This is a genomic window from Acinetobacter celticus, from assembly GCF_001707755.1.
Classification (GTDB): Bacteria; Pseudomonadota; Gammaproteobacteria; order Pseudomonadales; family Moraxellaceae; genus Acinetobacter; species Acinetobacter celticus.
Window position 1 is genome coordinate 132,256 of record NZ_MBDL01000008.1, and the last position, 13,426, is coordinate 145,681.

Here is a 13,426-nt window from a genome sequence, read left to right on the forward strand (position 1 = left end):
TAAATCCTGCCGTCATTAATTTGTTTTGGATTTAACCTGTGCCCCAAAAACTCGACAATATACAGTCTTCATTACCTACCAATACATCCACATCCGAACAAAGCGCCCAAAAGCTTCTAACCACACTACATAGCGTATTCGATCAACCTGAAATTCAAACAACATTAAGTAAAACCAAACTGAGTGCTGAGCAACTCACACATAGTACTGACCTCAAAAAAATTCCGACATCTACAAAACGGATTAAGCCCCTAAATGACTTTTTAGGTCAAGACCGTGCACGTGCTTCTGTAGAAGCAGGCATTTCCCTTCCTTATTCAGGCTATAACATTTTTGCTGTCGGTACGGCAGGCTTGGGTAAGCGCACCATGATTAAGCGCTTACTTCAACAGCATGCCAAAAATATGCAAACGCCAAATGACTGGGTTTATGTCAATAATTTTAAGCATTCGCGCCAGCCTGTTGCGCTACAACTTCCTGCAGGACAAGCACCGAAGTTCCAAGCCACCCTGCATCAAACATGGCAAATTATTTTAAAACAACTAGAACGCCGTTTTACCGCCGAAACTTACCATAACCGTGTTGAAATGATTCGTCAGCAAACCGGTGATGTACAGCATCAAGCACTGATTGAGCTAAATAGAGAAGGTGAAACGCTCGATCTTAGACTTATTTCGCAAGATGATGAACATTGCTTTGTGCCAGTTCATTTACTTGACAACGAAATGCAGGAAATGTCTAAAGAAGACATCAATGCACTAAATAGCAAAGAACGTTCTACCATTGCCACAAACATCCGATTAATGAACAAAAAGTTGGAACGTTTGGGTTTGCATTTAGGTGATTTAGAAGATGATGCACGTGATCGAGTTCAAGCGCTAAACCGTGATATTGCCAAACAAGTCGTAATGCCACGTATTGACCTTATTCTGAATAAATTTGGTGATGTTGAGGGTTTGGAAGAATATTTAAAATACTACGCTGACGATATTATTAATAATGTCGAAATTGTCTTAGAACAAGAAGAAGATGATTTCACACCCGGCGTATTCAGTCGTGTGCCTGCTCGTTATCAAGCCAATATTATTGTGAGCTATAAACCCAATTCAGGTGCGCCCGTTGTATTTGACGACTTCCCAACACATTACAACCTGTTGGGTCATGTCGAACAACTTACTCAAAATGGCACCATTACCACAGACTTCACCTTAATTCGCCCTGGTGCATTGCATAAAGCCAATGGTGGGTTCCTTTTACTTGAAGCTGAACAGTTGCTTGAACAACCTTATGCATGGCAAGGTCTGAAACGGGCTTTAAAATCTGGGCAATTAAAACTCTCATCACTAGAACACATGCTGACACTCACAGGTAGCATCTCTATTGAACCAGCACCTATCCCACTAAATATTAAGGTTATTCTTTTAGCCGAACCTGAAATTTATTATGATATTTTAGAGCTTGAGCCAGAGCTTGGTAGTGTATTTAAAATCCGTGCCGATTTTACCGACACATTACAACGTAATGACAATAATGAACAAGCCTATATGCAACTGATTGCAGACTATGTGCAAACAGATAAATTATTGCCGTTTGATCGCTCTGCACTGGCGGCTTTACTCACTGACTCCAGCCGTCAAGCTGAAGATCAAAGTTCATTGTCATTACATGCCTTAACTTTAGGTGATTTAATTCGTGAGGCACATCATCACGCCGCACAAGCCAACGACAAAATGGTGACTGAACAACATATCAATATGGCTTTAGATCACCGTAAATATCGTCTGGGTTATTTACGTGAACTGTATTGGCAAGATTTGTCTCGTGGCACCCAACTGATTGAAACCAAAGGTCATCGTTTAGGTCAAATTAACGCGCTTTCTGTGATTCATTATGCAGATGTAGAGTTTGGTCTGCCCTCACGCTTAACGGCTTCGGTTTATCAAGGTGGTGGCGATATTTTAGATATTGAACGCAGTGTGGAACTGGGTGGCTCTTTACATGCCAAAGGTGTCCTGCTGATGTCCAGTTTCCTTAAAGCCCATTTTGGTCGCGAGCAAATTTTACACTTCTCAGCCGCTCTTGCCTTTGAACAAAGCTATGGTCAAGTCGATGGCGACAGTGCAACTGTAGCTGAACTATCTGCTTTAATTTCTGCCATTAGCCAACTACCCATTGACCAGTCATGGGCCATTACAGGTTCTATGAACCAACTGGGGCAAGTCCAACCCATTGGTGGCGTAAATGCTAAAATTGAAGGCTTCTTTGATGCATGTAAGCTACAAGGTTTAACCCATAAACAAGGTGTGATTATTCCGCGTCAAAACATGCAACATCTGATGTTACGTAAAGACGTGATTGAAGCGGTAAAAAATGGTCAATTCCATATTCATGCCATTGATACCATTGATCAGGCTTTAGAGATTTTGATGGCACGTCCAGTCGGTATTTTAGACAAAAAAGGCCGTTACACTAAAAACTCGATCTTTGCAGCCGTGATGGCGCAATTAGAATACTGGCAAGCCATTGAGGATGGTGCAAGATTGGAAGAAGTGCCGAAGAAAAAAAGTAAAAAGAAGAAGAAAGCCAAAAAAAAGGCCAAAGCTGAAAAAGTCGCGCTTGAACTTGCAAATAATGTCGCTGAAGCTTTGCAAGCTGAACAATCTGCCCAAAATTGATTCCATCAGGTATTCATTCATAAAAAAAGCACCTGATTTAGGTGCTTTTTTTATATTTGTTCTGAATTAAGCTTCAGGAGCTGGGCTGTATTGTTCAACCAAGGGCTTTAACTCACCTTTTTGGAACATATCAAGCATAATGTCGCTTCCGCCAATTAACTCGCCGTTAATCCATAATTGCGGAAAAGTTGGCCAGTTTGCAATTTGCGGTAAAATCGCGCGAATATCTTGATTTTCCAAAATATTTACATATGCAAATGGACGGCCAATTTGACTGAGTGCTTCAACTGCGCGTGCAGAGAAACCACATTGCGGGAATTGTGGAGTGCCTTTCATATAAAGCAGAACTGCATGTTTAGCAATTTGGTCGCGAATTAACGCTTCTGTATCACGAGCTTGTTCAGTCATTGATATATCCTCAATAAATCTGCATCGCATTATACCCAAAACTGAACAAAACAGTATGGTTAAAGCAATAAATCCAATTTTATTTACAATCGGGCTTTAAATCCCAGATAGATTTTGCTTATATAGAACATCTTGGCCCATGTCTTTATATGGTGTCATCATCGCTTTATTTCAATTCACCGAATAGATAAGAGTTAGTCATGAATAACATTACCCTTGCGCCTGTGCAAACTGATCAATCATCACATTTGATGCCGGTATTTGGCCGCCAACCGATCAGCTTTGTCCGAGGACAAGGTTCTTATCTTTACACAGAAGATGGCACTGAATATTTTGATGCGCTGACAGGCATTGCAGTGTGTGGTTTAGGCCATTCTCACCCTGCTGTAACCGAAGCGATTGCTGATCAAGCTGCAACTTTAATTCATACCAGCAATATTTTTGAAGTGCCATGGCAAACTGCCGCTGCACAAAAACTTGCTGAAGTGGCAGGTATGGAAGAAATTTTCTTCTCGAATAGTGGTGCAGAAGCGAATGAAGGCGCAATTAAAATTGCCCGTAAATTTGGTTATATGCAGGGTATTGCTCAGCCGAAAATTATCGTAGCAGATCATTCTTTTCATGGTCGTACATTAGCGACATTGTCTGCAACAGGTAACAAGAAAGTCCAAGAAGGCTTTGCACCTTTAGTCGAAGGTTTTATTCGTGTTCCATTTGGTGATATTGATGCCATTACAGAAGCAGCCATCAATCACCCAGATATTGTGGCTATTTTAGTTGAACCTATTCAAGGTGAAGGTGGTGTCAATACTGCACCTCAAGGCTTTAGTTATCTTGAAGAAATTCGTCACATTTGCAACCAACACAATTGGTTGATGATGTTAGACGAAGTTCAAACAGGTAACGGTCGTACAGGTCAGTATTTTGCTTACCAACACACCAGCATTGTTCCAGATGTATTGACTACGGCTAAAGGCTTGGGTAATGGCTTTCCAATTGGTGCTGTCATGACTCAAGGTCGTGGCGTGGGTGTACTGACTGCAGGCAATCATGGTTCTACCTATAGTGGTTCACCTCTTGGTTCACGTGTGGTTTATACGGTTATTGATACCATTCAAAAAGAAAATTTAGTCGACAATGCTTCACAAATGGGTGCATACATTGTTGAGCAATTTAGAACCCAACTTGCAGATCAAAATGTGATTGTTCGCGGTTTTGGTTTGATGATTGGTATTGAATTACCTAAAGCCTGTGGCGACTTAGTGAATGTCGCACGTGACGACTATCATCTTATTATTAATGTCACAGCAGGTTCTGTAATCCGCTTACTTCCAGTACTTAATATTAATAAAGAGCAAGCCGATCAACTCATTACGCGTATTGTGAAAATGGTCAAAAACTTTTTAGCGTAATTTTAACACTGTAAATATGAGATCTAAAAAAAGCCACAATTGTGGCTTTTTTTAGATCTCGACTTTGATTTTAAGATGCGTCTTGATAAATACGACCGCCAGGCAATTGGCTGAAATACTGCTTCAAAGCATCGACACAACGATGAATTTTGGTTGGTTGCTGTTCACGTTTTAACATGACTGCATACAGTGTAAATTTCGGCAACTTCCACTCAGGTAAAACTTCGACCAGTGAACCATTCATTAAATCTTTTTGAACATCTAAATATAAAACTCGAGCAATACCATGTCCCTGTAAACACAAGGATTTAGCCACCAAAATATTATTTGTAGATAATCTTGACTTCATTTCAACATTCGCCACTTCACCTGTTTTTACATGTTGAAAGGCAAACTGTTGATAATTTTTCATAATACTCATGGCCAATAAATCATGATTGACCAGATCTTGAGGACGTGAAATTAAAGCGGATTGATTAATAAAACTTGGCGTTGCAACAAGGACTTGATCGACATGCGCAAGTGGAACAGCATATATATTTTGCTCATCAATATGAGCACTCATACGTAGTGCAATATCAATGCGACCATCAATCAAATCAATATACTGATTATCTGCTTCCAAATGCACTGCAAGCCCACGATGAGCAGACATCCAATGCGATAACGCAGGAATAATATGGTTCGCACACAATTCAGGTGTAGAGGCAATTCGTAAATCACCGATTAAATCGTCACGCAATTGATTAATGCGAATTTTGCCACGTTCAGCGGCAGAAATCATCTCTTGGCAACTATGGAAAAAAGCCTGTCCTGCTTCGGTTAAACTGAGCTTTCGGGTAGAACGATGAAGTAATACCGCGTCCATTCCCTGCTCTAGAGAACGGATTTGCTGGCTGACAGCACTGGTGGTTATTCCCAACTCTCGTGCCGCACCGCTAAATGAGTTCTTTTCCACAACGCAAGCGAAGACGCCCATTGCCCGAAGTTGATCTAACATAAATTTCCCTCTAAACTTATGAGGTGCTCTAATTCAATAAAAGCAACTCATTGTATTATACGGTGAAATTAATGTTTTGCATTATATATTTAATTGTTTGGTAAAACGGTCATCGGATTAATTGGCTTACCATCTAAACGTACTTGAAACTCAAGCATAGTCTGAGTTGTACCTGATGAACCCATCTCAGAAATTTGCTGCCCAGCCTTCACATTATCGCCACTTTTCACATTCATTTTACTATTGTGTGCATAAGCTGTGATGTAACCATTTATATGTTTCAATAAAATAAGATTGCCATATTCTTTTAAACCGTCCGCAGCATAGACCACTTGGCCATCGGCAGCTGCAACAACGGGGTCACCTATTTTGCCACCATAACGGGTACCTTTTATATTGGAAGCCAAATTAAAAGTTCCAATCACAGGGCCATTAGATGGTTTAGCCCAACGTAATGAAGATGATTGTGCAGAAATAATAGGTGTAGCCGGTACTGTTTTAACTTGTGAGGAAACTGAAGGTGCGACTGGAACCGTATTTTGTGGTAAAGGTACTGTTTGACGCTGAATAGGTGCTGTTTGCGCCATCGCCTGTGTAGACGTAGCACGACGAGCCCCAGAGTTCTTTAAGCGAATAGACTGCCCCACATAAATACGGTACGGCGACGCAATGTCATTCATTTCAGCAACACTGGTATAACTTAAGCCATAACGGCCTGCAATTCCACTTAAGGTATCCCCTGAGCGCACTGTATAAAAGTCAGGTGCAACCGCATAACGTGTTGCATTATTAATTTGCGGTTTAGATGCACAACCACTCAAAATAACGGTCGAAACAGTCGCCACGGTAAATAGAAGTGACTTTAAAAAACCTGCTGGAGTTGCAACTAAGCGATACTGTGACACCAGGGACATTATTTTCCTCTCTAACACGAATAATATGATGCGTATAATTGCGCTAAGATTAGCAAAAAATAGTCTAAAAAAAGCTATGCATTTAGCATTTTCACAAAGTTATAACACTACTTAACCATTTTTAGAAAATTGCGCATGTAAGTTGTTCAAAATAGCGTAATTTGTCGCATCCATTTGAATGGGCGTTACACTAACATAACCATTGGCAACAGCGAAAAAGTCTGACTCTATATCTGTTAAGCCTTTTTTAGGATCAGCGACTGCTTCACCCGATAAGCCAATCCAATACACTTGACGACCTCTTGGGTCGACATGGCTACTAATTGGTTTAGATTGGTTTCGTCTTCCCTGATAGGTAATTTTTGCCCCTTTCAATTCTGTAACATCTGGAATATTCACATTTAAAATGTGACGAGGTGGCAATACTGGCAAGCCTTGTACAATAAAATCATGTACCCATTGCGCCGCTACTGCAAAGTCTTCAGGTGTTTCATAAGAACGTACATTTGGCCCTGCCAGTGAAACTGCAATGGCAGGTTGCTTCATTAAACGTCCTTCAAAAGCAGCACCGACTGTGCCTGAATAAAGTACGTCATCCCCCAAATTTGCGCCATTATTAATGCCACTCACCACCAAATCAAATTCAAAATTGAATAACCCATTCATAGACAAATAAACACAATCTGCTGGTGTACCATTTACTGCCCACATATCTGGGGCAATTTGAATCGGTCTTAATGGTCGGTCTAAAGTTAACGCACTAGAAAAACCACTACGCTCGGCTTCAGGGGCAACCACAACAACACGCCCCAAAGGGCGTAAAGCCTGTGCTAAGGCTTGAATACCTGGAGCAAAAATACCATCATCGTTCGCAATTAAAATATTCACGCAAAAACCTACACTTATACAAAAATGACTGATAAGAATATTTAATTGAAATATATTAAGAATTCTATATATTTACAGCTCAACATTTATCAAAAATATGTGATTTTAAAATGACTAAAACTATATCATTTCGAGGCGTATTGGGTTTAAGTTTTGCTATGCTTTTTTCTCCCGCAATTATGGCAAATGAAGACCTCACACCCGTTGAAATAAATACCATTGTGAAAGAAGATATTGCTTCAGCACAAATTATGGCTGAAATGTGCCCTGCAACCATCGGTAAGAATGCAAAATTTGATGCAAATATCAAAACATTAGTCCAGAGCTATTTAGCGGATTATGCAGATAAATCGATGACTTATGAAAAAATCCAATCAGATAGCGAATATAAGTTACTTTTAGATGAAGCACGTCAGGTCGCTAAAGAAACCCCTAAAGATGAACAACAGTCTGTTTGTAATGATGTTTTAAATTATCAAGCATAATTTAATGATATAAAAGGATAATGTTTTGGAGCGTTATCCTTTTTTTATTTCACAATTCTTTCATTTTTCAACAGCTTCAATACAAACTTTCTCTTTTAATTGTTCTTAATAGTTTTTAATCTAACACTCATTCTTCTTTTTATTAAATAATTCAGGTGATGTTGAATGAAAAATTCTGTTGTTAAAGCTATAAGCATCCTCTCTTTTTCGGTTTTTACATTGATGACGCATTCAGTTTATGCAGCAGATGAAAAAATTGAAGTTACACCAACACCTCAAGTGACCCAACAAGAATTGGCTGCAATTTATGTGTTATCTGATATTTGTCCAAGTTTAGTCAGCGATCAGGCTAAGTTTGCACAAGGTTATGCCAAATTGACCAAAGAATATTTACCCAACGAAAAGAACCCTGTAACAGCCTTAGAAAGGCTTGGTCAACAAAAAAGTTTCCGTCCTATTTTAAATGAAGCACAGTCTGATGCGCAAAAAGCGGGCAACGAAAAAAACAAAGAAATTTGCCAAGAGCTCAGTACTTACGCAAATTAATTTCACTTCGTTACAATACTCTTAAAATAAGCCATATCCCCCCATAGAAGTACGCCTAGCTTTGTCCTAAAATGCTAGGCTCTCTGCGCTATAACAAGTTATTGGAACTACCCAGAATGACCCGAAAAACAGCCCTTGCCGCCTTAATTCTCGCTCCATCTTTTTCATTCGCGGCAACTGTCTTATCTGCACCTCCAGAATTGAATAATAAATCTTATGTGCTGATGGACTATGAAACCGGGCAAATCCTTGCTTCGAAAAATGAAAATGAAAAATTAGCCCCTGCTTCTATGACAAAAATGATGACCAGTTACATCATTGAACAGAAGCTTCTAAATGGTGAGTTAACCGAAGACGAAAAAGTTCGTATGAACGAATCTGCTTGGTGTCGTGGCAGTAGCTCAGAATCATGTATGTATGTGCCTTTAAACGGAACAGCGACTGCACTTGAAATGTTGCGCGGTATTATTATTCAATCGGGTAATGATGCATCTAAAGCCATGGCTGAACATATTGCTGGGAACGAAGGTACCTTCGTGCATATGATGAACCAAGAAGCAAAACGTATTGGTATGGCCAATACCCAGTTTATCAATGCAACAGGTATGCCTGCTGAAGGTCATTATTCAACTGCAAAAGATATGGCGACACTGGCTCAGCATATTATTCATGACAGTTCTAAATATTATCCGATCTATTCTGAAAAAGAATTTAGTTTTAATGGGATTAAGCAAGGCAACCGTAATGCCCTACTTTATACAGACCCAAGTGTAGACGGTTTAAAAACTGGCCATACCAATGAAGCCGGTTATTGCTTAACGACGTCTGCTAAACGTGGCCCATTACGTTTAATTTCCGTAATTTTTGGCGCACCAAGCATGAACGAACGTGCATCTCAAACACGTGAAATTTTAGCTTGGGGTTATGCAAATTTTGAAACGGCTCAAGTTCAACCCGCTAAGCAAGTTCTTGCAAGAGCTAAAGTTTGGTACGGCAAAGAAAGCGATGTGCAAATTGGCCTAGCAGAAAACTTTAACGTGACATTGCCTAAAGGCGAAGCAAACGCAATTAAAACCCAATTGGTTGTTCAACCAAAATTGACAGCACCGTTAAAACAAGGTCAAGTCGTGGGTAAATACGTTGCCAGCTTAAATGGTAAAGTCATTGCAGAAAAACCACTTGTTGCCTTAAAACCTGTAGAAGAAGCTGGTTTCTTTGCAAAAATGATTGATCACATCAAACAATTTTTTGCAAACCTATTCTAAGCATTCTTAAATCGGTTTTCTAAGTGATTATTTTGACTTAGACCAAAGCATCCTACCTTCGGTTAGGGTGCTTTTTTATTTTATACTTCTCTGATTATTAAATTTTAAGATGGATCATCATGAAAAAGAATATTCGCCCTTATTTAGAACATCATCCAAAAATTGATTCGACGTGCTATATCGATGATCTGTCTGTCGTGATTGGTGAAGTGACCTTGGCAGAAAATGTGTCCGTTTGGCCTTTTGCCGTGATTCGTGGCGATGTCAATCATATTAAAATTGGGCGAAACTCGAATGTACAAGATCATACGATGTTGCACGTCAGCCATAAAAAAGCCGATAAACCCGAAGGCTCACCGCTGATCATTGGTGAAGATGTGACCATTGGTCATCATGTTAAGTTACATGGCTGTACGATTGGCAACCGAGTCTTGGTCGGTATTAGCACCATTGTTTTAGATGATGCAATAATTGAAGATGATGTGATGATTGGCGCAGGTTCACTTGTACCGCCGCGTAAGCGTTTGGAAAGTGGTTATTTATATGTAGGAAGTCCTGTTCAGAGAATTCGTCCTTTAACCGATCAGGAAAAAGAGTTTTTATCCTATTCGGCACATCATTATGTAAAAGTGGCAAATAATTATTTAGAACAGAACTAATTTCATTCAATGATTATTAGCATGTTAATTGAAGATAAAAGTATTCACTAAAGCAGAAATAGTGAATAAATGAGAGAATAACGGTTTACATGATTGAGGAAAGCAACAGAAATGTTTTTTAAATTTCAGAGCGTATTTAAAACTAGCATCGTTACATTGGCGATAGGATTAAGCAGCTATTCCAATGCAGATGAAATCAGTCAAAATAAGAAAAACATTGAAACTGCCGTTAATCAATCATTTCAGCCACTTATGGCAAAGTATGGCGTGCCTGGAATGGCAATAGGTGTCATTTATAAAGGGAAAGTTTATGAACAATATTATGGTCTCCAATCTCAGGTTGATCATAAACATGTAGATAGCCGAACGCTTTTTGAATTAGGTTCTGTCAGCAAAATTTTTACTGCAACTGCAGGAGCTTACGCCAAAACTCAAGGCAAACTCTCTTTTGATGACCATCCAAGTCAACATTGGCCTGCTCTAAAAAATTCAGAAATAGACAAAGTTAATTTATTAGAACTAGTCACGTATACAAGTGGTAATTTACCCTTACAATTTCCAGACCATGTCAAAACCGATACGCAAATTTTAGAATATTTCCAAAATTGGCATAGCAAAAACCCTATTGGTCAGTATCGTCAATATTCAAACCCAAGTATTGGACTGTTTGGCGAATTAACCGCAAGATCAATGCAAATTCCTTTTACCTCACTCTTAGAACAAGTCATTTTTCCAAAACTCAATTTAAAACATACATATGTCAACGTACCCAAAGCACAAATAAAACACTATGCTTTTGGTTATGATCAGCAAAACAACCCGATTAGAGTGACCCCTGGTGCCTTAGATGCGCAAGCCTATGGTGTCAAATCTTCCCTTCCAGATATGCTGACGTTCTTAAATGCCAATTTAAGTATAGAAAAAAATGGTTCAGATATTCAAAAAGCAATTTCTGAAACACACAAAGGCTATTTTAAGCTTGGCAACATGACACAAGCACTGGGCTGGGAAACTTTTTCGTATCCGACAACTTTGGAAATTTTGCAAGAAAGCAATTCTGAAAAAGTGGTGATGCAATCAAATCCAGTTGTAAAAAATACGGTTCAGGAAAAATCTAAAGTTTTTCACAAAACTGGTTCTACCAATGGCTTTGGGAGCTATGTATTCTTTGTTCCTGAAGAAAACTTTGGATTGGTGATGTTGATGAATAAAAGAATCCCCAATCAGGAACGTATCAAAGCAACCTATGACGTCTTTAATAGCTTAAAAAATCAGTAATTTTTTTAAAATGAGATAATAAAATTCACTGAACATCCATATTTTATACAGAACCATTTCAGTAAAAACCTGACTGGGATGGTTCTTCGTTGATGATGACAGTTTCGTGTTGACCATTTGAATGCTGTTTCATCAGTTTTGATTCAGCCTTCTTATCTATACAACTTAACCTTGCATTAAATAAACAACCAAAGAAATATTCTCTCAACATAGCCATGCCCGCCTAAATTTTGTAGAATAGCCTTTTTATCCCATGGTGCTTTTTTATGACCGCTTGGACTGCCCACGTTACTGTCGCAACTGTCGTTGAAAAAGACGGAAAATTTCTGTTTGTAGAAGAACATACAGAAGGTGTTACGCACACTGTGTTTAATCAGCCTGCGGGTCATGTTGAATGTGGTGAATCTATTATACAAGCGGCCATTCGTGAAACCATGGAAGAAACGGGCTATGCGGTAGATATTGATGCCCTATTGGGTATTTATACTTATACGCCGCCGATGTTTCCAGACCGTACCTATTTCAGATTTTGCTTTTTAGCCCATGTACTGGAATATTTTCCAGAAGCTGAACTAGACAAAGGCATTGTCGGGCCAAAATGGATGTCGTTGGATGAACTCCAAGAATCAGCCCGCGCACGCAGTCCCTTGGTCATTAAAGCTGTACAAGATGCGCTTTCTGGTCAAAAACATCCTTTATCGCTCGTTTATGAGCACCAAAATTCTCCCTTAATTTCAAATTTGGATGCTTAATCCTATGCAACAACGTGTCATCGTCGGTATGTCTGGTGGTGTAGATTCTTCTGTTTCTGCAGCACTTCTTCTTCAACAAGGATATCAAGTTGAAGGTCTTTTCATGAAAAACTGGGAAGAAGATGATGGTACGGAATATTGTACGGCGATGGATGACTTAGCCGATGCACAAGCGGTTTGCGACAAAATTGGTATTAAGCTACACACAGCCAACTTTGCCATGGAATATTGGGATCGTGTATTCGAGCACTTCTTAGCTGAATATGCTGCGGGTCGCACTCCAAATCCAGATATTTTATGTAATAAAGAAATTAAATTTCGTGCATTTTTAGATCATGCTGTAAATTTAGGTGCAGACTTTATTGCGACGGGTCATTATTGCCGTCGTGGTGAAACAGCAACGAATTCACGTGGTGAAGAATATGCCCCTTTGTTACGCGGTTTAGACCAGAACAAAGACCAAACCTATTTCTTACATGCCGTGCATGGTCGTGAAATTAATAAAACATTATTCCCTGTCGGCGAAATTGAAAAGCCTCAGGTGCGTAAAATTGCAGAAGAACTGGATTTAGCGACAGCTAAGAAAAAAGACTCTACAGGTATTTGTTTTATTGGCGAACGTCGCTTTAATGATTTCTTAAAACAATATTTGCCTGCACAGTCTGGAAAAATTCTTCTGGACAATGGTAAAGAGGTTGGTGAACACCACGGCTTAATGTACTATACGCTCGGTCAGCGCGGTGGCATTGGCATTGGCGGTTTAAAAGGTGCTGAAGAAGGCGCTTGGTTTGTCTTATATAAAGATATTGAAAGCAATCGTTTGGTTGTTGGTCAGGGACATGAACATCCCCTCATGCAAAGTACTATACTTTGGAGTGAAGCTGTAGATTGGGTTGCTGGCGAACAGGAAATTCCTGAAACAGGTTTCCGTTGCACGGCAAAAACTCGCTACCGTCAGTCCGATCAGGCTTGTACTTTGTACAAAGACACAACTATGCCAAATGGTGTCCGTGTCGAGTTCGATGAACAGCAACGTGCTGTGACCCCAGGACAAAGTGTTGTGTTTTACTCAGGTGAAGTTTGTTTAGGCGGTGGTGTGATCCATCATACCAATGCACCTAAACCGGATTTTATTTAAAAGGAT

The 13,426-nt window shown here is 39.5% G+C and carries 13 protein-coding genes; 9 read left to right on the top strand and 4 right to left on the bottom strand.

The window, feature by feature from the left end; genetic code table 11:
* Nucleotides 1-38: 38 nt before the first annotated feature.
* The gene (locus BBP83_RS04840) at nt 39-2,675 is read left to right on the top strand and encodes a Lon protease family protein (RefSeq protein WP_068886283.1); all 2,637 of its coding nucleotides are present in this window, start codon (nt 39-41) and stop codon (nt 2,673-2,675) included.
* Between the two features lie 66 nt (nt 2,676-2,741).
* Here BBP83_RS04840 and grxD read toward each other — a convergent pair whose 3' ends face one another.
* Nucleotides 2,742-3,083, bottom strand: coding sequence for a Grx4 family monothiol glutaredoxin (grxD, locus tag BBP83_RS04845; protein WP_068886284.1), 342 nt, complete (start codon nt 3,081-3,083; stop codon nt 2,742-2,744).
* Between the two features lie 200 nt (nt 3,084-3,283).
* Between grxD and BBP83_RS04850 the strand changes: the two genes are divergently transcribed.
* Nucleotides 3,284-4,495, top strand: a complete 1,212-nt coding sequence (locus tag BBP83_RS04850; protein ID WP_068886285.1) for an aspartate aminotransferase family protein — start codon at nt 3,284-3,286, stop codon at nt 4,493-4,495.
* A 70-nt stretch (nt 4,496-4,565) separates the two neighbouring features.
* Here BBP83_RS04850 and BBP83_RS04855 read toward each other — a convergent pair whose 3' ends face one another.
* From BBP83_RS04855 to surE, 3 genes are all read right to left on the bottom strand, one after another.
* On the bottom strand, nt 4,566-5,495 hold the full coding sequence (locus tag BBP83_RS04855; protein WP_068886286.1) for a LysR family transcriptional regulator: 930 nt from the start codon (nt 5,493-5,495) through the stop codon (nt 4,566-4,568).
* 89 nt (nt 5,496-5,584) lie between these two features.
* Nucleotides 5,585-6,409 (bottom strand): peptidoglycan DD-metalloendopeptidase family protein, encoded by an 825-nt coding sequence (locus tag BBP83_RS04860; RefSeq protein WP_068886287.1) that lies wholly within the window; start codon nt 6,407-6,409, stop codon nt 5,585-5,587.
* Nucleotides 6,410-6,520: 111 nt separating this feature from the next.
* Nucleotides 6,521-7,297 carry a 5'/3'-nucleotidase SurE gene (gene surE / locus BBP83_RS04865; protein WP_068886288.1) on the bottom strand — a complete coding sequence of 259 codons (777 nt, stop codon included), beginning with the start codon at nt 7,295-7,297 and terminating at the stop codon, nt 6,521-6,523.
* A 110-nt stretch (nt 7,298-7,407) separates the two neighbouring features.
* On the opposite strand from surE, the gene BBP83_RS04870 reads away from it, so the two are divergent.
* From BBP83_RS04870 to mnmA, 7 genes are all read left to right on the top strand, one after another.
* Nucleotides 7,408-7,782: an MCR_0457 family protein gene (locus BBP83_RS04870; protein ID WP_068886289.1), complete on the top strand. Its 375-nt coding sequence runs from the start codon at nt 7,408-7,410 to the stop codon at nt 7,780-7,782.
* 165 nt (nt 7,783-7,947) lie between these two features.
* A complete protein-coding gene (locus tag BBP83_RS04875; protein WP_068886290.1) occupies nt 7,948-8,328 on the top strand; it encodes an MCR_0457 family protein in 381 nt (126 codons plus the stop codon).
* A gap of 116 nt (nt 8,329-8,444) precedes the next feature.
* On the top strand, nt 8,445-9,593 hold the full coding sequence (gene dacC, locus BBP83_RS04880) for a D-alanyl-D-alanine carboxypeptidase PBP5/6 (RefSeq protein ID WP_068886291.1): 1,149 nt from the start codon (nt 8,445-8,447) through the stop codon (nt 9,591-9,593).
* Nucleotides 9,594-9,712: 119 nt separating this feature from the next.
* Entirely contained in the window at nt 9,713-10,252 is a 540-nt protein-coding gene (locus tag BBP83_RS04885; protein ID WP_068886292.1) for a gamma carbonic anhydrase family protein, read from the top strand.
* Between the two features lie 111 nt (nt 10,253-10,363).
* Nucleotides 10,364-11,530, top strand: coding sequence for a class C beta-lactamase (gene ampC / locus BBP83_RS04890; RefSeq protein ID WP_068886293.1), 1,167 nt, complete (start codon nt 10,364-10,366; stop codon nt 11,528-11,530).
* A gap of 266 nt (nt 11,531-11,796) precedes the next feature.
* Nucleotides 11,797-12,282 carry an NUDIX hydrolase gene (locus tag BBP83_RS04895; protein ID WP_068886294.1) on the top strand — a complete coding sequence of 162 codons (486 nt, stop codon included), beginning with the start codon at nt 11,797-11,799 and terminating at the stop codon, nt 12,280-12,282.
* Nucleotides 12,283-12,286: 4 nt separating this feature from the next.
* Nucleotides 12,287-13,420, top strand: a complete 1,134-nt coding sequence (mnmA, locus tag BBP83_RS04900) for a tRNA 2-thiouridine(34) synthase MnmA (RefSeq protein WP_068886759.1) — start codon at nt 12,287-12,289, stop codon at nt 13,418-13,420.
* Nucleotides 13,421-13,426 lie beyond the last annotated feature (6 nt).